18 protein-coding genes are annotated in these 23,161 nt (G+C 52.0%); 14 read left to right on the forward strand and 4 right to left on the reverse strand.

Features of this window, described 5'->3' with window-relative positions; all coding sequences use genetic code 11:
* Window positions 1–21: 21 nt before the first annotated feature.
* The 8 genes from GGC63_RS06800 to GGC63_RS06835 all read left to right on the forward strand — a co-directional run bounded on the left by GGC63_RS06800 (window position 22) and on the right by GGC63_RS06835 (window position 8,560).
* Window positions 22–699: an aspartate/glutamate racemase family protein gene (locus GGC63_RS06800; RefSeq protein WP_192701645.1), complete on the forward strand. Its 678-nt coding sequence runs from the start codon at window positions 22–24 to the stop codon at window positions 697–699.
* On the forward strand, window positions 696–1,952 hold the full coding sequence (locus GGC63_RS06805) for a ribulose-bisphosphate carboxylase large subunit family protein (RefSeq protein ID WP_192701646.1): 1,257 nt from the start codon (window positions 696–698) through the stop codon (window positions 1,950–1,952). Before GGC63_RS06800 ends, GGC63_RS06805 begins: the two co-directional genes overlap by 4 nt.
* Before the next feature lie 33 nt (window positions 1,953–1,985).
* The gene (locus tag GGC63_RS06810; RefSeq protein WP_192701647.1) at window positions 1,986–3,335 is read left to right on the forward strand and encodes a four-carbon acid sugar kinase family protein; all 1,350 of its coding nucleotides are present in this window, start codon (window positions 1,986–1,988) and stop codon (window positions 3,333–3,335) included.
* Window positions 3,336–3,397: 62 nt separating this feature from the next.
* Window positions 3,398–4,564: an extracellular solute-binding protein gene (locus tag GGC63_RS06815; RefSeq protein ID WP_192701648.1), complete on the forward strand. Its 1,167-nt coding sequence runs from the start codon at window positions 3,398–3,400 to the stop codon at window positions 4,562–4,564.
* The gene (locus GGC63_RS06820; RefSeq protein ID WP_192701649.1) at window positions 4,561–5,718 is read left to right on the forward strand and encodes a CaiB/BaiF CoA transferase family protein; all 1,158 of its coding nucleotides are present in this window, start codon (window positions 4,561–4,563) and stop codon (window positions 5,716–5,718) included. The genes GGC63_RS06815 and GGC63_RS06820 overlap by 4 nt, the downstream gene beginning before the upstream one ends.
* Window positions 5,719–5,722: 4 nt before the next feature.
* The gene (locus GGC63_RS06825) at window positions 5,723–6,178 is read left to right on the forward strand and encodes a MaoC family dehydratase (protein ID WP_192701650.1); all 456 of its coding nucleotides are present in this window, start codon (window positions 5,723–5,725) and stop codon (window positions 6,176–6,178) included.
* A complete protein-coding gene (locus GGC63_RS06830; protein ID WP_192701651.1) occupies window positions 6,175–7,425 on the forward strand; it encodes an extracellular solute-binding protein in 1,251 nt (416 codons plus the stop codon). The genes GGC63_RS06825 and GGC63_RS06830 overlap by 4 nt, the downstream gene beginning before the upstream one ends.
* A 25-nt stretch (window positions 7,426–7,450) precedes the next feature.
* A complete protein-coding gene (locus GGC63_RS06835) occupies window positions 7,451–8,560 on the forward strand; it encodes a Gfo/Idh/MocA family protein (RefSeq protein WP_192701652.1) in 1,110 nt (369 codons plus the stop codon).
* 137 nt (window positions 8,561–8,697) lie between these two features.
* Here the strand turns inward: GGC63_RS06835 and GGC63_RS06840 are convergent, their stop codons facing one another.
* Complete coding sequence (locus tag GGC63_RS06840) at window positions 8,698–12,567, reverse strand: hypothetical protein (protein ID WP_225948004.1); 3,870 nt, start codon at window positions 12,565–12,567, stop codon at window positions 8,698–8,700.
* A gap of 263 nt (window positions 12,568–12,830) precedes the next feature.
* Between GGC63_RS06840 and GGC63_RS06845 the strand changes: the two genes are divergently transcribed.
* From GGC63_RS06845 to GGC63_RS06860, 4 genes are all read left to right on the forward strand, one after another.
* On the forward strand, window positions 12,831–13,967 hold the full coding sequence (locus tag GGC63_RS06845) for a glycerate kinase (RefSeq protein WP_192701654.1): 1,137 nt from the start codon (window positions 12,831–12,833) through the stop codon (window positions 13,965–13,967).
* A 62-nt stretch (window positions 13,968–14,029) separates the two neighbouring features.
* A complete protein-coding gene (locus GGC63_RS06850; RefSeq protein ID WP_192701655.1) occupies window positions 14,030–15,805 on the forward strand; it encodes a stalk domain-containing protein in 1,776 nt (591 codons plus the stop codon).
* A gap of 44 nt (window positions 15,806–15,849) precedes the next feature.
* A complete protein-coding gene (locus tag GGC63_RS06855; RefSeq protein ID WP_192701656.1) occupies window positions 15,850–17,649 on the forward strand; it encodes a stalk domain-containing protein in 1,800 nt (599 codons plus the stop codon).
* A gap of 77 nt (window positions 17,650–17,726) precedes the next feature.
* Complete coding sequence (locus tag GGC63_RS06860) at window positions 17,727–18,455, forward strand: phosphonate ABC transporter ATP-binding protein (RefSeq protein WP_192701657.1); 729 nt, start codon at window positions 17,727–17,729, stop codon at window positions 18,453–18,455.
* Window positions 18,456–18,637: 182 nt separating this feature from the next.
* Here the strand turns inward: GGC63_RS06860 and GGC63_RS06865 are convergent, their stop codons facing one another.
* The 3 genes from GGC63_RS06865 to GGC63_RS06875 form a co-directional block, all read right to left on the reverse strand.
* Entirely contained in the window at window positions 18,638–19,624 is a 987-nt protein-coding gene (locus GGC63_RS06865) for a YpdA family putative bacillithiol disulfide reductase (protein WP_192701658.1), read from the reverse strand.
* Between the two features lie 86 nt (window positions 19,625–19,710).
* Window positions 19,711–20,292, reverse strand: coding sequence for a class I SAM-dependent methyltransferase (locus tag GGC63_RS06870; protein WP_192701659.1), 582 nt, complete (start codon window positions 20,290–20,292; stop codon window positions 19,711–19,713).
* 79 nt (window positions 20,293–20,371) lie between these two features.
* Window positions 20,372–21,604 carry an NAD(P)/FAD-dependent oxidoreductase gene (locus tag GGC63_RS06875; RefSeq protein ID WP_192701660.1) on the reverse strand — a complete coding sequence of 411 codons (1,233 nt, stop codon included), beginning with the start codon at window positions 21,602–21,604 and terminating at the stop codon, window positions 20,372–20,374.
* 177 nt (window positions 21,605–21,781) lie between these two features.
* Between GGC63_RS06875 and fucU the strand changes: the two genes are divergently transcribed.
* Both fucU and GGC63_RS06885 read left to right on the forward strand, forming a co-directional pair.
* A complete protein-coding gene (gene fucU / locus GGC63_RS06880; protein ID WP_079909263.1) occupies window positions 21,782–22,216 on the forward strand; it encodes an L-fucose mutarotase in 435 nt (144 codons plus the stop codon).
* Between the two features lie 79 nt (window positions 22,217–22,295).
* Window positions 22,296–23,105: a hypothetical protein gene (locus GGC63_RS06885; RefSeq protein ID WP_144027772.1), complete on the forward strand. Its 810-nt coding sequence runs from the start codon at window positions 22,296–22,298 to the stop codon at window positions 23,103–23,105.
* The last annotated feature ends 56 nt before the right edge of the window (window positions 23,106–23,161 follow it).

Raw genomic sequence — 23,161 nt, forward strand, 5'->3', positions numbered from 1 at the left:
CAATAAGAGGAGGTTGATCTCATGGCAACAGTTGCTGCCATTTATACAGGTCAAGGGTTGTCGGAACGAATCCAGCCTATATTTCGGGAGGTCCTGCCGGATTGCCGGCTGGTAAGTATTATCGACGACAGCCTTATTGCCGATGTTATTCGTTCAGGATATGTAACTCCTGCAGTTACACGCCGGCTTACACAGTATTACCGTCATGCGGAGGAGATAGGAGCCGACGTGATTCTGAATACATGCTCATCGGTGGGAGAAGTAGCGGATTGGGCTAGACCCATTCTGGACATTCCAATTATCAAAATCGATGAGGCCATGGCAGCTTTGGCTGCATCCCAGTATCGTAACATCGGGGTGTTGGCCACTCTGCCTACGACATTGGAGCCGACCAAGCGGTTGATTCAAAGAGAAGCGGGGAAGCAGAATCGCGACGTTTATGTAGTTGATGCTCTGGCGAAGGGAGCCTATCAAGCGTTGATTTCCGGTCAACCGGAAGAACACGACCGGCTGATTCTGGAAGCAGCCCGATCGGTTGCGCAGCAAGCCGATGTGCTTGTGCTGGCACAAGGCTCGATGGTCAGGATGGAGGAAGCGCTTCAGCAGGCGACGAATCTTCCGGTGTATTCCAGCCCGCGATTGGGCGTGATGGCCGTTAAGGCCGAGCTAGAGCGTATGGGGAAGGTGAACTCCATTTGACGGATCAGGTGATTGCAACCTACTGGATCGAAACGGCCTTTTCACTGGAAAAGGCCTGTGACATTATCGTAAGCGAGCAGTCCACAGGAACCTTCATGGCTTTGCCTAATGAAACGGAGAGCTTGAAGGAGCGGCACCGCGCCCGTATTGTCTCTATCGAGCCATTGGAAAGCTCTCCATTCCCGGCGCTTCCGGGAGCCAAGGTTCCTGCCGGAACCAAAGGCTTGTACCATCGCGGTATTGTGAGGATTGCCTTTCCGTACGATAATATAGGCCCATCTATCCCGAATGTAATGGCTACCGTTGCAGGTAACCTGTATGAGCTGGAAGAGCTGTCCGGGATTCGCCTGCTCGATCTGGAGCTTCCCTCCTCGTTTCGGGAAAGATACGAAGGGCCGAAATTTGGCATTGAAGGGACTAGAAAGCTTACAGGCGTATATGGAAGACCGATCATAGGTACGATTATCAAACCGAATATCGGCTTGCCTACTGAGCAGCTGAGGGGAATTGTTCGTGATCTGGCTTCCTCAGGCATCGATTTTATCAAGGATGACGAAGTTCATGGCAATCCTCCGTACGCTCCTCTAGAGGAGAGAGTCAAAGCAGCTATGGAGGAGATTGAACGGGCTGCAGACCGGACCGGCAAAAAAACCATGTATGCGTTCAACATTACGGATGATATAGATCCGATGCTGCGGCATCTGGAAACCGTTGTGCGGCACGGGGGCAACTGCGTGATGGTAAGCATCAACAGCGTCGGATTTGCTGGGGTAGCCCACTTGCGAAAGCATGCTCCTGTATGCATTCACGGCCATCGCAACCAGTGGGGGATGATGTCGCGATACCCTTATTTGGGCATGTCTTTCTCCGCCTACCAGAAGCTGTGCCGGTTAAGCGGAGTGGATCATCTTCACGTCAACGGGCTGAACAACAAGTTTTATGAGGATAACGCTTCTGTCATTCAGGGGGTGCAGCAATGCTTGACCCCGATGTTCGAACCCAATGATACTGCACTCCCCGTGCTGTCATCCAAGCAATGGGCGGGCTCTGCTCATGAAACGTACCAAGAGATGAAAACCGTTGACCTGATGAACATAGCCGGCGGTGGAATTCATGGACACCCTGGAGGCTTTGGTGCCGGCTTCCGAAGCTTTGTGCAGGGGTGGGAAGCGGCTCTTGCGGGAATTCCGCTGGAACAATATGCGAAGACCCGTCCAGAGCTGAGACAGGCGCTGGATACGCTCGGTTCATAAGCGGCAGAATACTGGGCGGAAGGAGAGAGGCAAATGCGGATATGTTATTACGGCGATGATTTTACCGGTTCCACGGATGTGCTGGAAGCACTTACGAATGGCGGTTTGCGCGTAATCTTATTTTTGGACATCCCCGACAGAATGATGTGGAACGAGAAGTTCGCAGAGTACGATGGCTTCGGTGTGGCGGGTGTGACCCGAACGATGTCGCCGGAGCAGCTGGAACGTACTTTGAGGCCGGCTCTGGCTGAACTCCGAGCCTTCGGCGCATCTGTTGTTCATTATAAAATTTGCTCGACTTTCGACTCTTCGCCAACGACAGGAAGCATTGGCAAAGTGATTGAAATCGGACGCGAGTTATATCCTGAGCAGCGATTTACGCCCATATTGGCCGGATCGCCTGCTCTCGGGCGATATACGGTGTTCGGAAATCATTATGCGGCCATGGGTGAGGAGACCGTGAGGCTGGATCGGCACCCCAACCTGAGCAAGCATCCGATAACGCCGATGCGCGAAGCCGATCTGCGGATTCATTTGGGCCAGCAAACCCGTCTTTCCGTTGGTTTAATGAGCGTCCTGGATCTGGAGCTGGAAGGATCGCAGCTTGAGGAGCGGTATAACCGCTTGCTCGATGACGCGCCGGATATTGTTCTGTTTGATGTTTTGACAGAAAAGCATCTGGGCGCGATCGGAGGCCTTATGGGCCGTGAGAGCGAAGCGGCCCCGTTATTCACGGTTGGTTCCTCTGGGGTGAATAATGCTCTTACAGCCTATTGGCAAAGCAAGGGATTCATACAGAAATCCTCATCTGCTGCGCAAGCGGGACCTGTGGGCCGAATTCTGGTCATATCCGGCAGCTGCTCTCCGGTAACGCAGCGTCAGATCGAATGGGCGCTGCACAACGGCTTCGAGGGCATACACATTCCCGCTACCGATCTTGTAACCCCGGCCGGTGAAGGACTCGAAAGGATGGTGCTGAATGCTGAGGAGCTGCTTGCTGCGGGGAAAAGCGTCATTCTGTACACGGCGCTGGGACCTGAGGATGCTTCGATCGAACCGCTGCAAAGGATTCTGAGGGAGCAAGGTTATGACCCTGCAGCAAGCGGACAGTTGATCGGAGAGCGATTAGGCGGGATAGCCCGGGAACTTATAGCATCAACCGGGCTGACGAGAGTTCTATTTGCCGGAGGAGATACCTCAGGTTTTGCCGTAAAGCAGCTGAATGTGTATGCCTTGGAGATGATTGCACCCATGGTACCAGGTGGACCTTTGTGCAAGGCGTACTCGGAGGATGATCGGATAGATGGCTTGGAGCTTGTTTTAAAGGGCGGTCAAGTAGGACCAGTTGATTTTTTTGAGAAAGTGCGAAGAGGATTTGCTTAAAGGTGCAGCCGACGCGCTTTTTAATCGAACGAAAAGGAAATCGTTTTCAAAAGGAGGATATAATGAGCATCGTGCTACGAGGAATTACTTGGGATCATACCCGCGGTTATCTCCCGATGGCGGCGACTTCGCAGAGGTTTGCGGAGATGTACCCGGAAGTGACGATTCTATGGGAAAAACGTTCTCTACAGCAATTTGCCGACGAGCCTATACAAGCTTTGACGGAGAAGTACGATTTATTGGTTATTGATCATCCTTGGGCAGGCTATGCATCTGAATCCGGTGTGCTGCTCCCATTGAATGAGTATTTACCGGAAGATTTTTTGCAGAACCAAGTGATGAATTCTGTAGGCCAGTCCCATTCCAGTTATAGCTTCAACGGCTGTCAAACGGCTTTGGCGATTGATGCGGCCACTCCTGTCGCTTCCTGGCTTTCCGATGTGCTGGAGCGGGAGGAGGAGCATGTGCCTTCCACTTGGGAGGAGCTGATAAGCTTGGCTCAAAAAAATCTTGTTCTTTTTCCAGCTATTCCGATCGACAGTCTGATGAATTTTTACATGCTTTGCCTGGCTCATGGGGAAGAGCCCTTTGCCGGCAGCGAAACGATCGTTTCCTTTGAGAAAGCGCAGGCGGCGTTGGAAGCCTTAAGAGAGCTTGCATCGTATTGCCGGCCCGAAATTTTCGGAATGAATCCTATTGCCGTTTATGAGTATATGAGTACATCGGATGAGATAGGCTACTGCCCGTTCGCCTACGGTTATTCTAACTATGCCAGAGCGGGCTACAGCAGAATGCCGCTGAGCTTCGGGGATTTGGCCGCTTACAAAGACTTCGGTCCGCTGCGTTCCACGCTTGGGGGGACAGGGCTTGCCGTATCGGCCGCCTGCCGGCATCGAGAGGTGGCGGTTCGATATGCGCAGTATGCAGCAAGTGAGGAAGTACAGCGCACCTTGTATACAATGGCAGGAGGGCAACCGGGACACCGAATGGCTTGGATCGATGAAGAGACGAACCGCTGCACGCACGATTATTTTAAACAAACGCTGCCTGCACTGGACAGAGCATATGTTAGACCGCGTTATAACGGGTATTTGCATTTTCAGGATCATGCCGGCGACCATGTTCGAGAATATATGATGCAAGGCGGGGACGCCAGACGCATATGGGAGCAAATGAACCGATTGTACCGCGAATCGCTGGACATTTCGAAAGAGAGGCGGATAGGATGACTTCGAATTCCGCATTCAAACCGTTGGAAGGGCTGCTGGTGCTGGATTTCGCCCAGTTTTTGTCTGGACCTTCCGCTGCTCTGCGCTTAGCCGATCTCGGTGCGAGAGTTATCAAGGTGGAACGGCCCGATGGTGGCGATCTTTGCCGAAGGCTTTATGTCTCTAACCTGGAGCTGGACGGAGACAGCACCTTGTTCCACTCCATTAACCGCAACAAGGAAAGCATTTCGGCCAATTTGAAAAATCCGGACGACTTAAAGCTCATTCGGACCCTGATCGAAAAAGCGGATGTCATGATTCAAAACTTTCGTCCCGGGGTCATGGAAAGGATCGGCCTGCATTATGATGCAGTAAGAGAGTGGAACCCCCGTCTCGTCTATGGAGAGATAACCGGTTATGGCAAAACAGGACCTTGGGCCGACAAACCTGGGCAGGATTTGCTTGTGCAATCGCTGTCAGGTCTGGCATGGTTGAACGGCAATGCAGATCAGCCGCCGGTCCCGTTCGGTTTATCCGTCGCCGACATGTTCGCAGGGGCCCATCTGGTGCAGGGCATCCTCGCTTGCCTGGTGCGCCGATCTGTTACGGGAAAAGGCGGCCTCGTTGAGGTCAGCCTGCTCGAGTCGATCCTCGATTTTCAGTTCGAGGTATTAACGACCCATATGAACGATGGGGGAAAGCTGCCCGAGCGAAGTGCCGTAAACAATGCCAATGCCTACTTAGGCGCACCCTATGGAATATACGAGACGCAGGACGGCTACATCGCGCTGGCCATGGGCTCGGTCGTGCAGCTCGGCCAATTGCTGGAATGCGAGCAGCTTGGAGCGTTCCATGATCCCTCAAGCTGGTTTACTCATCGGGATGCAATCAAGGCCATTTTGAAGCAGCATCTAATAGGACGGCCTACTGCGAACTGGATGGCCCGTTTGGAGCCGGCTGATTATTGGTGCGCCGATGTGCTGAACTGGAAGCAGCTGCTGGAGCACGAAGCGTTCCGTCATCTGAACATGACCCAGCAGACCGTGAACGGTAGCGGAGCGATGCTTACGGCCACACGCTGCCCGATTCGTATTGACGGAAATCTTCTGTTATCTCCGGTAGGAGCGCCCAAAATCGGGGAGCACAACGATAAAATCCATGCGGAGGTGTTGTAAGCGAATGATCCGTTCTTTGTTTTACGAAGATTATGAAACCGGCACGGTAAGGGAGTCGTTCGGCAGAACGATAACGGAAACAGATATTGTGATGCATGCAGGACAGACGGGTGATTTCTATCCTCATCATATGGATGCCGAATGGTGCAAACAGCAGGACTTTGGACAAAGAATCGCGCACGGGACACTTATTTTTAGCGTAGCGGTAGGGATGACGGCCGGAGAAGTGAATCCCGAAGCGTTCTCCTATGGATATGATCGTCTTCGGTTTATTAAACCGGTGTTTATAGGGGATACAATTCGGGTTCGAGTGACCGTGAATGAGAAGAAGGATCATCCCAGACGAAGTGAATATGGAATCGTCAGCGAGCGCTGTGAGGCGTTCAACCAGCATGGGGATACGGTTCTGGTATGCGATCATTTGCTGATGGTGAGAAAGCGTGAGGGTGCCGAAGCATGATACCGAATCGCTTGAAGCTCATCTCGCGTGAGTTTGAGGGCTTTGAAGCCTCATTTGCCGTACAGGCCGAGCATTTTGAGAAGCTGACCGGCTGGCGGGTAGACCGGGAGTTTGAAGAAATTCATCGTCTCTATGACCGTATGATTAGCGGTGAGGAGGCTGCTTCTGGAGACTATGATCTGTTTCTGTGCGTCACGGACTGGCTTCCCGAAGCTATTCAAAAGGGCCTTCTCCTTCCTCTTGACGAGTATATTAAGGAGGATCCTCCGGAAGGCTGGCCGGATGCATGGTCTCCCAGCATGAGGGAGCTTCAAAGCGGCAAGGACGGCAGCCTATACGGCATCGCGTACCATGACGGCCCGGAGATGCTGATCTATCGCAGCGATTTGTTCAGCGATCCGTCGGAGCAGGAGCAGTTTGCCAAGCACTACGGCTATCCTCTTCAAGTGCCCGAGACATGGAGCCAGTTTGTAAATGTCGCCCAATATTTTACGCGCCCGGATGAGGGGATGTACGGTGCTTTAACCGCTTCGTTTCCTGACGGGCATAATAATGTGTATGATTTCTTGATCCACTTATGGAGCCGGGGCGGGGAGCTGGTGACCGGGGATTGGAAAGCGGCTTTTCACCGTAGTGCCGGTCAGGAAGCCCTGCAATTCCTGGTTGATCTGATCCACAGGCATCAGGTAGTCCCCCAAGAAGCATTGGATATGGATAGCGTCCGCAGCGGGAACTGCTTTGCACAAGGCGGGGTCGCTATGATGTGGAACTGGGCGGGTTTCGCCGCCGTCGCAGAAATGCCGGGGATGTCCAAGATCGCAGGCAAGGTCCGTACAGGTCTTATCCCTCGGGGGGACGGACCGCTGGGCGTGCATATGTCGCTGAATATTTATTGGGTGCTTGCAATAGCCGCCGGCAGTAAAAACAGGCAGATGGCGTACCAATTCATTAAGGAAACAGCATCGGCCAAGATGGATAAAATGACTTCCTTGTGCGGCGGAAACGGCACGCGTCTGTCTACCTGGCGCGATCAGGAGGTGCAAAAGCAGTTTCCATATTATGAGCAGATGGAGACCGTGCACCGCAACGTCAAAAGTCCGCTCCCGATTCCAGAGTATCCGGCCATTAACGAGGTGCTGTCCCAAATGGTCGATGACGCGCTACACCTTCGGGTTCCGGTGCCGGAGGCTTTGGGTCGTGCGGCGGAGCAGGTCGATTCCATTTTAGCCCGGGCCGGCTATTGCTGATTGCTATAGATTGGAGGGAGATTACATGGACCCGCAAGAAGAGAACGAAGGTTATTTAGAAATCGACTATAAGCCTGGACTGCCAAAGGACTTGAGCAGAGGGATTGGCATTGTAGGCGCGGGCGAAATCGTTGTTCAAGCCCACTTACCGGCTTATAGGATGGCCGGGTTTCGGGTAGTAGGCATCTATGATAAGGATAGGGACAAAGCAGAATCGGCCGTCCGAAACGATCCTGACACGATCGTATTTTCAACGCTGGAAGAGCTTCTCCAACATCCGGAGGTGCAGATCGTCGATATTGCGGTGCCCGCCCGGTTTCAACCGGACATTGCCAGGCAAGCAGCCCGTCACGGCAAGCATATCCTTTGCCAGAAGCCGCTGGCTGAAAGCTATAAGGAAGCGCAGGCTTTAGTTGACGTATGCGCCGCTTCGGGTATTAAGGCGGCTATCAACCAACAGATGCGGTGGTCTCCGGGTATTCAGGCAAGCCGTTCCATCGTAAAGCGCGGATGGATTGGGGAGCCGCTTCAAGCATCCATTCAGGTCAACGTGCATACCCCATGGGAGAACTGGCCTTGGCTTACCCAAATAGATACGCTCGAAATCATGTATCACAGCATTCATTATTTGGATTCTGCACGCTATGTGCTGGGCCTTCAGCCGGAATATGTATATGCGGACGGAGCACGATTTCCTGGCCAACCGTATCGCGGGGAAACCCGCACCATGATCCATCTTAAGTTTCCTGGTGAGGCCCGCGGTTTAATCCACGATAGTCACAATAACGGAATGCCCCAGGACGATTGGTACGCCACATTTCGATTTGAAGGAACCGAGGGAGTTGTTAAAGGGACGAACGGGGCTTTGTACAATTACCCATCGGGACGAGGCGATACCCTAGCGTTGTATAGCAACAAGCTGCAGCGGGGCTGCATGTATGCGCCGCAGCTGGAAGGCCGATGGTTTCCTCATGCGTTCATGGGAACCATGGGGGAATTGATGAGAGCCATTGAAGAAGACCGGCAGCCGGAAAACAGCATCGAAGATAACTTGATCACCCTGCAAACCGTGTTTGCTGCTTACCGCTCCATGGCCGAAAACAGGCCGGTTTATTTGCAGGAAATACGAGAGTAAGTTCGAGAAAAATGGTATAAATTTACATTTTGACAAAATCGATATGCAATGAAACGGTTCAGCACACTTGAACGAATCCGAAAGACGACCATTCCATCCTCGGAACGGTCGTCTTTCGGTTCGTCCTATATCATATCCTACCGATGCTTCACGATACGAACAGGGCCGTACAGACCCCCGCTCGGGAACCATTCCTGCCAGCCAAGCTCTTCCTCCGTGCGGTCCCGGTTCCAGTACATCACATCGGGGTTGCCGCCGACCAAGCTGGTGGGCCTGCCGATTTCGTAGTGGGTGCCGAGCGTGTTAGTAACACGCAGACGAAGCCGATGCTGTCCCTTAGGCAATGAAGGCAGCTTGAAAAGGTAAGGTCTCCAGAGGCGGACTCCTAAGGACTGCCCGTCTATCCAGGCTTCCGCCGTGCCCCGTACGTGTCCCAAGTCCAGCTCAGCGCCTTGGAGCGCTTCCGTATCGACGATAGTCTCATATTCAACCGCTCCGCTGTGATGAGGCAGACAAAGAGCGGTCCGCCAATCGCCCAGCCTTCCTTGTGCAGGAACCGTTTCAAACCTTATCGGAGCCAGCAGAACAGCCGCTTCTGCAGCGGGGCCTGTCGGCGTGATTCGGATAGTGGCCACGGCTCCGGCCGGTTGAGGAGGGAACTCCACGTACCCATCACGAACGTGATACTCTGTCCCATGAATCCAGACTTGCGGCTCTCCCGTACATTCGAGCTGCATTCTTCTTGCACCGACAGGAAGAGGGAAACGCAGCCACACTGTACGGCCAATATAATCCGGATCCGCGATAAACGGGAGGGGGGGATTATCTGGTACGGATTCAGGCATCAGCCATCCCACCCCTGGTAGCGGATGCGGTCTTGGGGTGATCCACAGTGACTCCGTCTCCGCGAACTGAAGGACAGAGAAATGATGTATACCTGGCGCATTGCCTTGCTCATCCGTCCAATCCTCTCCAGTGAAGAAGCTCATCGTCTCTCCGTTGAGAAGTTCAATCACACCGTCAGCAAAAACCTCTCCTTTGCCTTCAGGCAATTCAAAGCGAACTTCATTTGTCCCGTTACGCCACCATCCGGTAATATCGACTTCTTCCTGGCCTTGCCGAATATACGGATTAAAATCGCCGTGCTCGGTCACTCTAACACCATTTACGAGCAAGGACGCGCGACCGCGCGCGGCAAACACAAGCCGGACACGCTGTACGGGATTGTCATCACTGCAATAGATCTGTTTCGAAAGGCTGGACTCCAGATTCGGATTCCGTGTGAACAGCCATTTGGGTAGAGGAGCGCGGGCGGATTCGTTCACTTCAACCGCCGCTCTCAATAGGCCTTTACCGATAGCTTGTGCTTTGAGCAGCAGCTCATTGGGGCCTTCACGCAGCTCGATCCACGCGGTTTGCTCCTCCGGGCCGCCGCTCCAATCAATCGTCTTGCCGTTGACAGTGCCGGAAATATTCGAATTGCTTTCCGTGCGGATCCAGTATCGGCCAGCCGAAGGAGCCATAACGTAGGTTCTGGCACAAACGAATTCCCCCTTGGCAAGCTCACCCAAATTCAGAAAACGGCGCGGAACACGACCCATCCGCCCGGCCCAGGACCGCATGGACAGATCACCAAAGACGGTGCTGTAGACCTTATGACTTGACTGTTCCTCCCGAAACTCTTCCCCTCGGCATATTAGCCAATATGCGGCCTCGCTCCACAGCCTGGTCGTCCAACCGTCATCATCCAAGCCGGGCAAATGCCAACCAGAGCTTATTCCATCGGCTGCTTCCTTTTCCAAGCTCATGCGCATACTGCGTCGCTCAACTGGTACAAGCCCGCTTCCGCTGCCGTGCAAATCGAAATCTCCATACCGGTTATCCAGTGTTGGTTCCACGCGGATCAGCCAGCTGTTATCGGGAAGCACCCTGTAGTCGGTCTGCCCGCTTTTGTTGAAGACAGCGGCAGGGAAGGGGGCGGAAGAAGAAATCAATATAGGAGGAGCCACGTCTAGTAGCTGATCCGCAGCATCCGGCTCCACACAAACGATAAGCGCTGCGGGCCATGAGTAAAAAGGCACCGTCAACTCGATCCATTCGCCTTCTCTTTGATATTCTAGGGGCGTCATAGCACCTGTGACAGGGTCCCACAGCTGAGGCACTCTGTTCGTTCGAAGCCGGTATACGGCCGATTCCGGACCTTGGGTATTCGGGCTGGCCGGTTGATGCATCGCCAGAAGGGACCCATTTTCCGGCAGAAGGAGGAACAGCTCCGCATCATCCGTTCGGCGGTGCAGCGATTCCCCGGGACCTTTCACCCGGCTTGGGATACGCGTCTCGATCAGCCCGGCTGCCTCCTCCGCCGTGTCAACATAGACGGCTCCGGCCAAATCCCGTTCCGCTTCCGGCACTCCAACGCCGATAACAAGCCCGCCTTCCTGCAGCCAGGCTTGAACTCGGGAGCGTGCCGCTTCGTCCATTAACGTCGTTCCGCATAACAGCAATACGGCAAATTGTTCATCGGCAATATGCAGATTCGGTCCCTTCGGAACGGCCTTTTGCAGCGCGCTATCATCGGCAATATCGAAATCGAGCTTTGCTTTACGCAGCGCGCCCGGTTGACGGTAATCCCGACGGCTCCATCCGCCGGCAATATGTTTGTATATAGTTTGAATCCGGGTTACCTCTTCATTCGGGTCCCGGTTGGCTATTCCCATTGGGTGCTCATTATGCTTCTTCCCGTCGGCCAAGGATAAATGTCCGCAAACCGCATAAGACGGATAATGGACTGCGATGTCGCAAACATGCGTTCCTTCGCTCAGCATAAAGCATAAGCGGCTTATCGTATCGGCGAAGACAGGATAATGCTCGAAGTACGGCTGCCTCCATCCGGTGTCTGGGGGCGCCCATTCCCACCACCCGCCTCTTGTGCTGTAGTAGATCGAATGAGGGCTGTAGACGGTTGCACCTGCTTGAAGCCACGGAATCAGCCAATGCATCGTTTCTTCCAGCGTTCCGCCCCAGCCGCTCGAATGGAACGCTTCCAAGAAGACTCTTGAGCCGCCATGCAGATGAACCATCGACGAATGTGGCTTGATCTCGCCGTCCATATCGCTTCCAGGGGCGTTATACCAGCGGTGCGTCCGAAAATAATCCAAGTAAAGCCGTTGAGCCCCATGGGGATCGGCTCTTCTTGCCGGGCCTGCCTGGTCGCAGCATAGCAGCATTCCACGCTCACGGTGCCATTCGCCTAATGGAATAAAGAACGATTGCTCCGCAAGCTCCGCAGCAAGACGGTAGACACGACGGCGGACCTGTGCGTAGCCGGGGAGAGAGTCGAATAGAGCAGGCAGAAGCGGCTCAAGCTCTTCGCCAAACCGTTCCTTGTAAAGATCGGCAAGCTCAGGCGTCCATAACGGCATAGGAGGCAGTTCATCCTGGAAGCTTCCTGCGATGGTCCTTCCGAGATCGTGAGGAAACCGCCGTTCCATCTCCCCATGGACCCGGTCGATAAGCTCCGATGCAGCCGTTGGGTCGAGCCAATTAAAGCCTTGCCGAACCGCCGCGTACACATAATCCTTATTTTCATGCAAAATGTCCGAGAATGGAGGGATTTCTTCGCCAGGCGCAAATCTTCTTAACTGGTACCCGGCTGTCTCCGGACGCTCCGTAACAATTCGAGCGGGCATATTCGAGCCGGAGAAGCCGATTTGGTCATAAAACCACAGGTACATGCCGAGCCGCTCCGCTTCCCGCAGCGCGACCTCGAACATACGCCACCAATCCTCGCTTGCAAACGCGGGGCGATCGCTGACCGATCCATATTGCGGGCCTGTAGGGGCCAGATTGATGATGCCGATGTTCCGCAGCCCTCCTTCGCGGAACTTGCGCATTTGCCAGCGCACCCTCTCCTCGGTCACTTCCTCGGCGCTCCACCACCAGAAGGGAACCGGTCCATAGCGGGGGTCGGCTTGAGAGAACTTTTGTCGCAATTGAGACAAGTTCATGATATCACCTTACCTTTATATCCTGATAATAAGCTCTATCCCTATCATAATGAAGCATCGTACGGCAATCTATGGGAGGATCATGCCATTTAGTAGCTGATAACAACCATTCCCGGGCTTCAGACGGCAGGCTATGCAGACTTCGTCTCGAATCAGCGTTCCTCTTTCTGCCGAAGAGATTTGGCGCTTGGTATGGACGCACCGTTTTGCCGCATGGCATAATAAGGATATGCCAATTAGACCGAAGGAAAGGGGGCGCAGCAATGAAAATTGTTTTGGCTCCGGATTCATATAAAGGAAGCTTGTCAGCGAAAGAAGCCTGTGATGCAATGGAGCAAGGCATACGCCGCGTGCTGGCGGACGCTGAAATCATTAAGGTGCCGATGGCCGACGGCGGCGAAGGAACGGTGCGCAGCCTGGTGGATGCTACTGGAGGAACCCTGCATACCGTACGCGTGCAAGGTCCTTTAGGGGATGACGTTAACGCGATGTACGGCATTTTGGGGGACGGAGTAACCGCCGTGATTGAAGTTGCGGAGGCTTCCGGTCTCTATTTGATTGATAAGGAAAAAAGAAACCCGCTGCTCGCTTCTACGTATGGTATGGGTGGGCTGATTCGCCATGCGCTCGACCAGGGCTGCAGATCCTTCATTATTGGCCTTGGCGGGAGCGCAACCAATGACGGCGGAGCCGGCATGGCACAAGCCTTGGGAGCCAGGCTGCTGAACAAAGCAGGAGAACCAATAGGCTTGGGCGGGGCTGCATTGGCTGATTTGGATTCGATAGATGCTTCTTCGATGGATTCGCGCATCGGGGAAAGTCGATTTATCGTGGCATGCGATGTGGATAATCCGTTATGCGGCCCTCAGGGAGCTAGCGCGGTGTTCGGCCCGCAAAAGGGAGCTACACCGGAGATGGTGCAGCAGTTAGATAGCTGCTTGAACCAATATGCCGATATGGTTCGCCGGGATATAGGAGCCGATATCAAACAGCTTCCCGGAGCAGGAGCAGCAGGAGGGATGGGAGGCGGAGCCGTCGCATTCCTGAATGCAGAGCTGAAGCCGGGAGTGGAAATTGTCATTGAGGCGGCTCAACTGGAGAAGCACTTGAAAGGCGCCGGCCTGGTGATTTCCGGTGAAGGCCAGTGCGACTTTCAAACCGAACGTGGAAAAACTCCTTATGGAGTGGCCAAAACGGCCCAACGTCAAGGAGTGCCTTGTGTGTTGATAGCAGGAGCTATCGGCGAAGGAATTGAGGTTTTGTACCATAGCGGCGTTACTAGCGTATTTTCCATGGTAGATAAACCGATGGCGCTGGAGCAGGCAATGGGAGAAGCGGCTCGATTGGCCGCAGATGCAGCCGAAAGAGTAGTCCGGCTGTTTATCGGAGGAAAAAAATAAGTTATATTAATTATTCATAGCATTAATTTTTATTACGGTACATAAAAAGGAGTTATTGATTCATGCTTCGTCATCTTACTTCATCGTTCAAAGCAGGAGCATTGCTAAGTACGGTTGCTGCCGTAGGATTTATGCTGCCCACATCGGCAGGAGCCGTCTCGGTTTATCAGCAGCACATTCAGCTTGTTCCGGAGAAAACCGAGATCGTTGTCAATGGACAAAAGGAAGTACTCGAAGAACCGGCGACGGTTATTCAGGATCGTTTTTACGTTCCTGTGAGGTGGCTTGCCGAGAAGCTTCAACTGAAGCTCCATTGGGATGCCGACACGAATAAAGTCGGATTGGTTACACCAAAGGCATTTATTGAGTTTGATTCTAACAATGGCATCATTCAGGTGAACGGGAAACCGGAGGAATTTGCTTCAGCGGCTGAAATCCGCAACGATAGGCTGCTCGTTCAGCTGTCATGGATCGCACCATATACCAATATCAGCTACGAATTAGCATCGGATATGCAGAGCGCCGACATCAGCTTCATAGGAACACCGCCAACTGCCTATAAAGAATCCGAATTGAGGAAGGATGACGCGCAGCCTAACTCAAAGCCGATTGCTCTGTTCGCCCTCGGCAAGTCGTCTTACCGGTTGGGAGAGAAAATCGACTATGTTGACTTGAGCTATGATCCGGATGCAGAAGGACTGCCGGTATATGAATGGGAAGGGAACAAGGAAGCCTTTTACAAGCCCGGTACTTATCCCGTTACGCTAAGGGTCAAGGACGGCAAGGGGAATGTCAGCGAGCCCTTCACACGTTCGGTAACCGTAGAGGATGTCCCTTATCTGGACCGCGAGGTGTTTCCTTATTATTACAAGGAGAGCGGAACCGTATTCCAGGCAGGCAAAAGATTGTTAAGCAGTGAGTTGCCAACCGAACGTAAGGTGCCGGTATTGGTGCGTCAGCCTGAGGACCGCGTGCTGATCAAGGGGAGAAGCGACAAGCCGGTTACCCAATACGGATTTTTATACCAGGATAAGGTGAATGGTGCGGCTAGATTATATCCGCAGTTCACGAACGGAATGGACCGTACGGCCCGCTTTGCCATCGTGCTGCGGAACAACGGAGAGAAAGCCGTACATATGACAACGACACGCAAATCGGAGCCGAACCCTACCGTCTATGGCGAGGTCAGATCCAACAAAACCGCCGAAGACTTCTTAAGCTCGAAGGAGCTGGATGAGGAGCTTGTTGTAGAGGCGGGAGCGACCGCGTATTACACGATGAGCAAGGACCTGGATCCGGGTCAAGTATTCCAGGGCATGTATGATATCACGACGGACGGTGAAATAAGCGTTTCGTACGTGATGATGAAGCCTGGCGATACGGCCTATATTCTCGGAAGCTATCAGGTAGCGGCAGAGAAGGAAAGCGGAACCTTCCCGGTATCGGAGGTTACCTGGCAGATCGACGCCGGTGCTGTCAAGGATATCACAACCTTTGGCATAGGAGAAGCGGCTTTGGAACCGGCACTGAAGGGAACGAACGCAATGACTAAAGATGCGATTCCGAATAATGGCAATACCGGCGTTCGCTATCGCATACATTTGGATCAGGCGGCTCATATGGCCGTAGCCCTTCATCCGCGAAACGGCTTCGTTCAAGGGGCAGTACGCGTGAATGGCAAGGTTGTACCGTTTCCGGCAGGAGGATTGACCTCTAATGAAGGCTTATTGCTGTATCGTACCGCTGGTTCGGAGAAGCAGCTGGATATCGAATGGATGTCTGCCGGAAATTCGCAGCTTCCTGTGGATCTCGTGCTGTATCCGGTAAATGCCAAATAATTTCCGTTCTTATCAATTTTATATCAAAGGAGTTCTAAAACAGCATGTGGTTTGCAAAAAAATGGTGTGTAGTATGGACCGCTTTCACTATAACGGCCGCATCCTTGCTAGCGGCTGCGCCGGCTGCTTGGGCAGCGCCGGATACGGCTGAAGCAAAAGCAGTGCCCGGAAGCGTATCGTCCTTGTTGTATATAGGAAAGGATGAAGCCTATCGGAACGGCACTCCCTTGAAGCTGGAGGCACCGGTATTGGAAGTGAGAGGACAAGCCTATCTTCCGGCAGTCAGTCTTCCTTCGTTGTTTGGAGTTAACGTACAATGGCAGGAAGCAAGCCAAAGTGTGCAGCTGACAACGCCTTCCGCTTTTGCGGAGTTTCAGCTCCCCGCCAAACAATTGAAAGTCAATGGCATCACGGAAAGCTTTGAGAAGTCGGCTTCCCTGATCAATGACCGCTTATATATTTCCATGTCCTGGCTGGAAAAGCATATCGGTTTTAAGGCTTCGGTGAACGAGGATCTGAAACGAATCGATCTGTTATACATTCAAATGCCGGGTAACGGATCCTTTCACAATGATACGATGCCGAATACCAAGCCTATCGCCCAGTTTTCAGTTAATAAGGACAAGTACCGTCTGGGAGAGCCGATTATTTATTCCAATACAAGCTATGATCCCGACGGCGATGCGATTACAAGTGTGAACTGGACCGGGAATGCCGAGGCGATTTTTGAACCCGGTTTATTCAAGGTTTCGCTTCAAGTCACAGATAGTAAAGGAACGGAGAGCGAAGTGTTTAGCCGCAATGTAGAGATCATCAATGAGCCTTATCTCGACCCGTTCGAATATAAAGTGTACCACGAGCCTGTAGGAACCTTCGTCAAGGATGAGGAAGCGACGCTGCGCAAATATTTGCGGGACATTCCAACTTTGCCTAACGTGGCTTCTTTATCCAAGGACCGTCCGCTTATCGTAAGCGATAGCCCGGAGACCTTTACCGAGAAAGGATTTTTATATCAGGAAAAGGTGAACGGCAAGGCAAGATTATATGCTGACCATGTTAACGGAATGAACGAAAAGGTACAATTCGCTATAGTTGTCCGCAACCCGAATCCGGATAAAACGGTTAAGATCACGACGACACGCTCCGGCGAAGTGTATCCATCCATTTACGCCAACTTGATCGGTAATGAAGCGTCCATCGAATTTTTGCAGGATAATGGTGACAAACCGGAAACGCTGACTGTAGGGCCTTATCAAACCGTATATTATAAAAAAATGCCGGAGTTCTTCCCGGGTCAAGGGATGAACGTCATTTATGATGTAGAAACCGATGGGGAAGTATATTTCTCTTTTGTAGCGATGGATGCAGGAGCGGACTTGAGCTCTATCGGCATGTTCGACCGTCTCGATTACACAGGCAATGTCCGCGGGACCTTCAACGGCTCCGACGTTACATGGAACGTAGATGCCAAATCATTCAAGAAGCCTTCGAGCTTGACTATCGGAGACGGCACATCGGATCCATTCGTAACAGGCGACGATTTTTTCAGAAAGCATGATTCCTTGAATCTCGGCAACTACGGAGTCGTATACAAAATTCATATCGATAATCCGCGCAAAATGTCCGTTCTGCTGCTGCCGCGCGGCGGCGTGTTCAAAGGTCCGTTCGAGGTGAATGGGAAAATTATCCAAACGCCGCCATCAGGCGTCATGATGGATTACCAAGGATATACCATATTGGCGCGTACGGACGGAACAGAGCCGTCTTTGGATATTGAATTTACGCCTGCAGCGGGCTCCGCTTTCCCTGTGGATGTCATCTTCTATCCTTTAGATGATAAATAAGCGGTGTGTTGAAGGATCAATATAGGTTATACTAGAGGCAGCGATTGGATTAAGGTGGGAGAAGGAGAAGCGATCGGATGATTATTGTACGCAATTTATCGAAATCATTTCCGCCGGATCATCAAATATTATCAAAGATCAGCTTCCAAGCGGACGAAGGCGAGCTTATTGCCTTGGTCGGTGCCAGCGGCAGCGGCAAATCGACGCTGTTTCGCTGCCTGTCCCTGAAGATGAAATGGGACGAAGGCCAATACATTTACCAAGGCAAAGATATATCCGGTGTGCGCGGTTTGGAGCAGCTGAAGCTTCGCAAGGATTGGGCCTATTTGGAAGAGAAGCCTAACCTCAACCCGCGGAAGTCCGCACTGAAAAATGTGCTGAGCGGTTTGTTTTTACACAAGGCCTGGTGGCGCATTCTGACCGGAACGACATCCAATGACGATCATATGACGGCGATGGATTATTTGGACAAGGTCGGCTTGCTGGATAAGGCTCATGAGCCTGTAGAAAAGCTTAGCGGCGGCGAGAAGCAGCGGGTTGCAATTGCCAAAGCATTGATTCGCGGGGCCAAGGTCATTTATGCCGATGAGCCGGTCTCCGGTCTGGATCCGGAAGCCGCCATCAAGGTGCTGGAGGACCTGCAGGATATTTGCCGGAAGGATAAGGTCCTGGTTTTCTGCAGTCTTCATCAATTGGAGCTGGCCGAGAAGTTCGGATCCCGCATTTGGGGATTATCCGGCGGCAAGCTCGTGGTGGACATTGCAGGGAGAAGGTTAACCCAGAGGGAAAAAGAGCTTATTTTTTAACTATGCAGAAGTGACTGTCTTTTAACCGAAATATAAAGAATAGAACTGTCCCGAATCATCGTTAGGATGAAGGGGCAGTTTTTTTTGTGGTCAAAGCCCGCTTGGACTCTTTTCTAAAAAAAGAAACGGCCCTGACAGCTAGGCTGATAGGACCGTTTTCTCAATGTCATCTGTCGTACAGTTTAAGTATCCAGTAAAGCTTGTGAAGCGATATGACGGGCGATCATGCCGCCATGAAGACGGCCGCTCTCAATGAACACCTCGTTAGCGTCATTGCCGGAAGCGGCAACGCCTGCTATGTATAAGCCCTTGACGGTGGTTTCCATGGTATCCGGATTATAGCGAGGCGCCGTTCGTTCGTCGTTGAGTTTGACACCCGCTTCGGTCAGCATGGACCGATCGGGACGGAATCCGGTCAGCGCAAGGACAAAATCATTGTCAAGCTGCCTTTCAGAACCATTCTCGTTAATGGTAATATGCCGGTCTTCGATCCGAACGACCTGGGAACGGAACATCATGCGGATTTTACCTTTGTTCACCATGCTCTCGAATATCGGGCGCACCCATGGCTTAATATTGGGAGAGTATTCTTCGCCTCTATAAACCACCGTCACCTCGGCTCCTACCCGCAGAAGATCCATAGCCGCATCGATGGCGGAATTATTGCCGCCGATAATAGCAACCTTCGTACAGCTGTACGGGTGGGCTTCGCGATAGTAGTGAGTGACCTTCTCCTTCTCTTCTCCCGGAATGCCCAGCAGGTTCGGGTGATCAAAGTATCCTGTAGCGACGATCACATAACGTGCCGGAGCCGTGGAGGAGTTGCCGAAACGGTCGCTTACCGATAGCTGGAAGGTTCCGTCATCCTGTCTGCGAACGGCATCAACCGAATGATAAGACTGAACCCTGACCTGGCTGCGCAAAGCCGCATTGCGGTAATAGTTCAACGCCTCCAGACGGGAAGGCTTCTCATTGGGCGTTGTAAATGGAATGCCGCCGATCTCCAGGAGCTCCGGCGTGCTGAAAAAATGCATATAAGTAGGATATAAGCTTATGGAATGGGCGATGCAATTTTTCTCAATGATGAGCGGGTTGATGCCGATTTTCTGCAGCTCAATAGCCGCTGATAAGCCACAAGGGCCGGCCCCGACGATAATAACTTCCTCCATTTAGGGAAACACCTCGCTTGTCGATTACGATCAGACGTATGTAGATTACACTTTTATAGTAACCGATCAAGAGTAAGTCTGCCAAGTCAGTAGCTCCTTTTTTGGCACACATAGACGAAAGCGGGAGGAACATTCAATAGCACGAACTGAATCGACAAAATATCAAAATACGCTTGCAGCTGCTTTTTCATTTGCAATGAATATTGAAAAGCGATGAAATAGCCGTTTGGTTGTAACGATTGATAAATCTGCTCCATTAATGCTTCGCGGAAAGCAGGCTGAAAATTGGCGAACGGTAAGCCGCTAATGATGCAATCGACTTGCTCCAGCCCTTCTTGACGAATAGATTTGGACAAGCTCAGGGCATCGAAATACGTGCTCGAAACAGGATATTGAAACGCGAGCTGCTTGTGCAAATAAGGATCTTTTTCGAAAAGTATTGCCTTCGTCCCCGGTTTCATTGCTTCATGGATTGCGCGCGTGATGACTCCGGTTCCGCAGCCAAGCTCGGCTACGCTGCCTACTTCACTCCAAGGCACGTTATCAATCATTTTGTTAGTCAAAAATCGTGAGCTTGGAGTTACACTGCCGATAGTTCTGGGGGTACGAATAAATTGATAAAAGAATTTTACTTTTTCTATAGCCGCAGACGGCAGATTGGCATTCATTCCCTTGTCCTCCTTTTTCAGATAAATCCATTATATCTTAAACTGGAAGGCCGAACATGAAACTTACCTGAAAAGTTTCTTAAGAATACGATAACTGCCTGGAGGGCCGGTCAAAACGGAACAAATGAGCATCCGGATGGCTGCCTGAGGCTATCAAGGAGCTGATGATTTGTCCGGCGATCGTGCAGTAGACCGTTCCGTTGCCGCCGTATCCCAGAGCAAAGTAACAATGCGGGAACTCCTCCTGGGTCCCTATTAAGGGGAGCCCGTCATGTGTGGACCCGAAGGTGGCGGACCAAGAATACTCCGCTTGGAGACGGCCCAATTCAGGAAAAAGCTTTATCGTTTCGGCCAGCAGCAGTTCTTTTTTGCGCAGGAGCATGGCATCTCTTTCTTGCGCGTTGGCAGTGGCTTCGTCCATTCCTCCAATAATGATCCGGTTATCGGCAGTTGTTCTTATGTATAGATAAGGCCGGGCGGTTTCCCAGATGAGACATTGCTCGTACCATCCCGGGAAAGCTTTTAATCTCTGTGTAGCGACAGCAAACGTGCTTTCCAACATGGCATTCGGATTCCGTTTCATCATCTGTGCTTCATAACCGGTTGCAATCACCGCTTTGGCTGCCGTAATGGTTCTGCGCGTTCTGGTATGAAAGACGAGATGGTTCTCATAGGCGACATGGCTTCTAATTTCCGTATCCGTATACACTCGCAGCCCGAATTTCCTGGATAAGATCTCAATCAATCCGTTAGCCAATTTGTAAGGGTTGAAGACGGCATCGCCTTCACTATAGATAGCCCCGGGCTTATGGAAAGAGAAGGAGCGGGAGATCTGTTCCTCTTCCCAGTAGCTTACGGAAAAGCCGTACCGATGCAACAGTTCATATTCTTTGCGCAAGGACGCCAGATCATTCTCTTGGGATGCGACATAGAGACAGCTTCTTTTAAGGTATTCCGCATCGAGATCCAGCTCTGCGCAGATTCTACCTAACTCATTCACGGCATCTCTGCACAATTGATAGAATCTGACGCCGTTCTGTTCGCCAAAGGAATGGATACAGGATGTCAACGATTTGTCGTTGCTGCATTGAAGAATGCCGGAATTGGCCGCCGTCGTGCCTGCCCCTATGGATCGCTTGTCCACAAGGACTGCGTTCACTCCTTGCTTCATTAAATAATAGCCGCAAAGTGCGCCGGCCACACCGCCTCCAATGATCAGCACATCACAGGTAATATCCTCTTCCAGAGAGGGATATTGAGGAGGTTGGGGCAGCGTATCCGGCCATAGCAGCTTCCCGGTGAATAAATCCATATAAAGGGCTCCTTTTCCATCTGTTGATTCTAATATGGTTTCACCGCTTTTTGTTATTATTCAACTCATATTTCCGACTATCCAATGGCATGTGGCGAGTTTTGGTACGTATTGACAATTTCTTCTGCGTCCGTTTAGGATAGATAAGAATCAGTCCGAATAGAGAGGAAGTTTACGATGTTAAAAGGAATTCCTTCCATTTTGTCCCCGGATTTGTTAAAGGTTCTTATGGAAATGGGTCATGGCGACGAGATTGTATTGGCCGACGGCAATTTTCCGGCGGCAAGCCACGCTCAGCGTTTAATCCGCTGCGACGGACACGCGATTCCAGAGCTATTGGACGCGATATTGACATTTTTTCCGCTCGATACTTATGCTGACCATGCCGTCGCGTTGATGGAGGTAGTTCCCGGTGATCCGGTTGTCCCCGTCATTTGGGATGAATACAGAGCCTTGATAGCTAAGCATGATCCTCAAGCAGGAGAGCTTAAGCAGGTGGAGCGCTTTGCTTTTTACGAACGGGCCAAGCAGGCGTACGCAGTGATTGCGACGGGAGAGCGCGCATTGTACGCAAACCTAATTTTGAAAAAAGGCGTTGTCGCCGAATCCTAGCATGAATGCGTTGGAAGTTTCATAGAATAGAGCATAGCTTGTTGATTCTATGAAACTGGAATGACGGAGGAGCCATCGTATGGTAGCACATATGCTGAGAAAGGTCGCCGGTTGGCCGGCCAGGTCGCATTATCCCATGCTGGCCGCCGCTTTTTTGCTAGGCAATTTGATCGCGGTCATCTATTCCGTTATGCAGCCGTCTTCTACTTTTCCATTGCGACAGCACTATACCTACCAGGAAACGGTGGCATCCAACGGAGTGAAATTGTATTCGATCCAAACGGTTCCGGACAACATCGTGCTAAAGCCGATCACATCGAATGTATCTGTGACGCCGGACTTCGGGATTAACGGCGGATTTTTTTGGAACGGGGATTTGCTCAGCATTGCGGTCATCAACGATCAGCCCCTAAAAGGCGAGCAGGACGATTATGGCTCCGGCTGGTATAACATTGATTATCCTAAAGGGACCTTAATATGGGACGAGATTACCCGTCAATTCTCGGTTCAAGTGGTACAGGACGCCCATCAGATTAAAGTGACGGACAGGCAGCATTACTGGGCGCAGGGAGGAGTCAGCATGTCTCTCGGCCATGACGACCAGTGGGTACACCAAGCGCTGGCGGAAGATATGCCCGCGTTTGACGAGCCGCGGCTCCGGTCAGGCGCGGTATATGATGACAGGCAAAACCTGTGGCTTATCGTTACGGACAAGCCCTGCACGGTCGAGCAGTTCCGTACGGCAATCGTGGAGAAAATCGGAAAGCACCGCCTCGTGGATGGCATATTCCTGGACGGAGACGGTTCAAGCCAAATGAATACCGCACAGAAGGTGCTGAAGGGTGATTCGCGGGAAGTGTACCAGATGCTTGCTCTCAAAAGAAAATAAGTCAGATAAGAAAAAAGCCGACGATTCCTCCTTACGAGGAACCTCGGCTTATTTGC

Source organism: Paenibacillus sp. OAS669 (assembly GCF_014873645.1).
Taxonomy (GTDB): domain Bacteria; phylum Bacillota; class Bacilli; order Paenibacillales; family NBRC-103111; genus Paenibacillus_S; species Paenibacillus_S vulneris.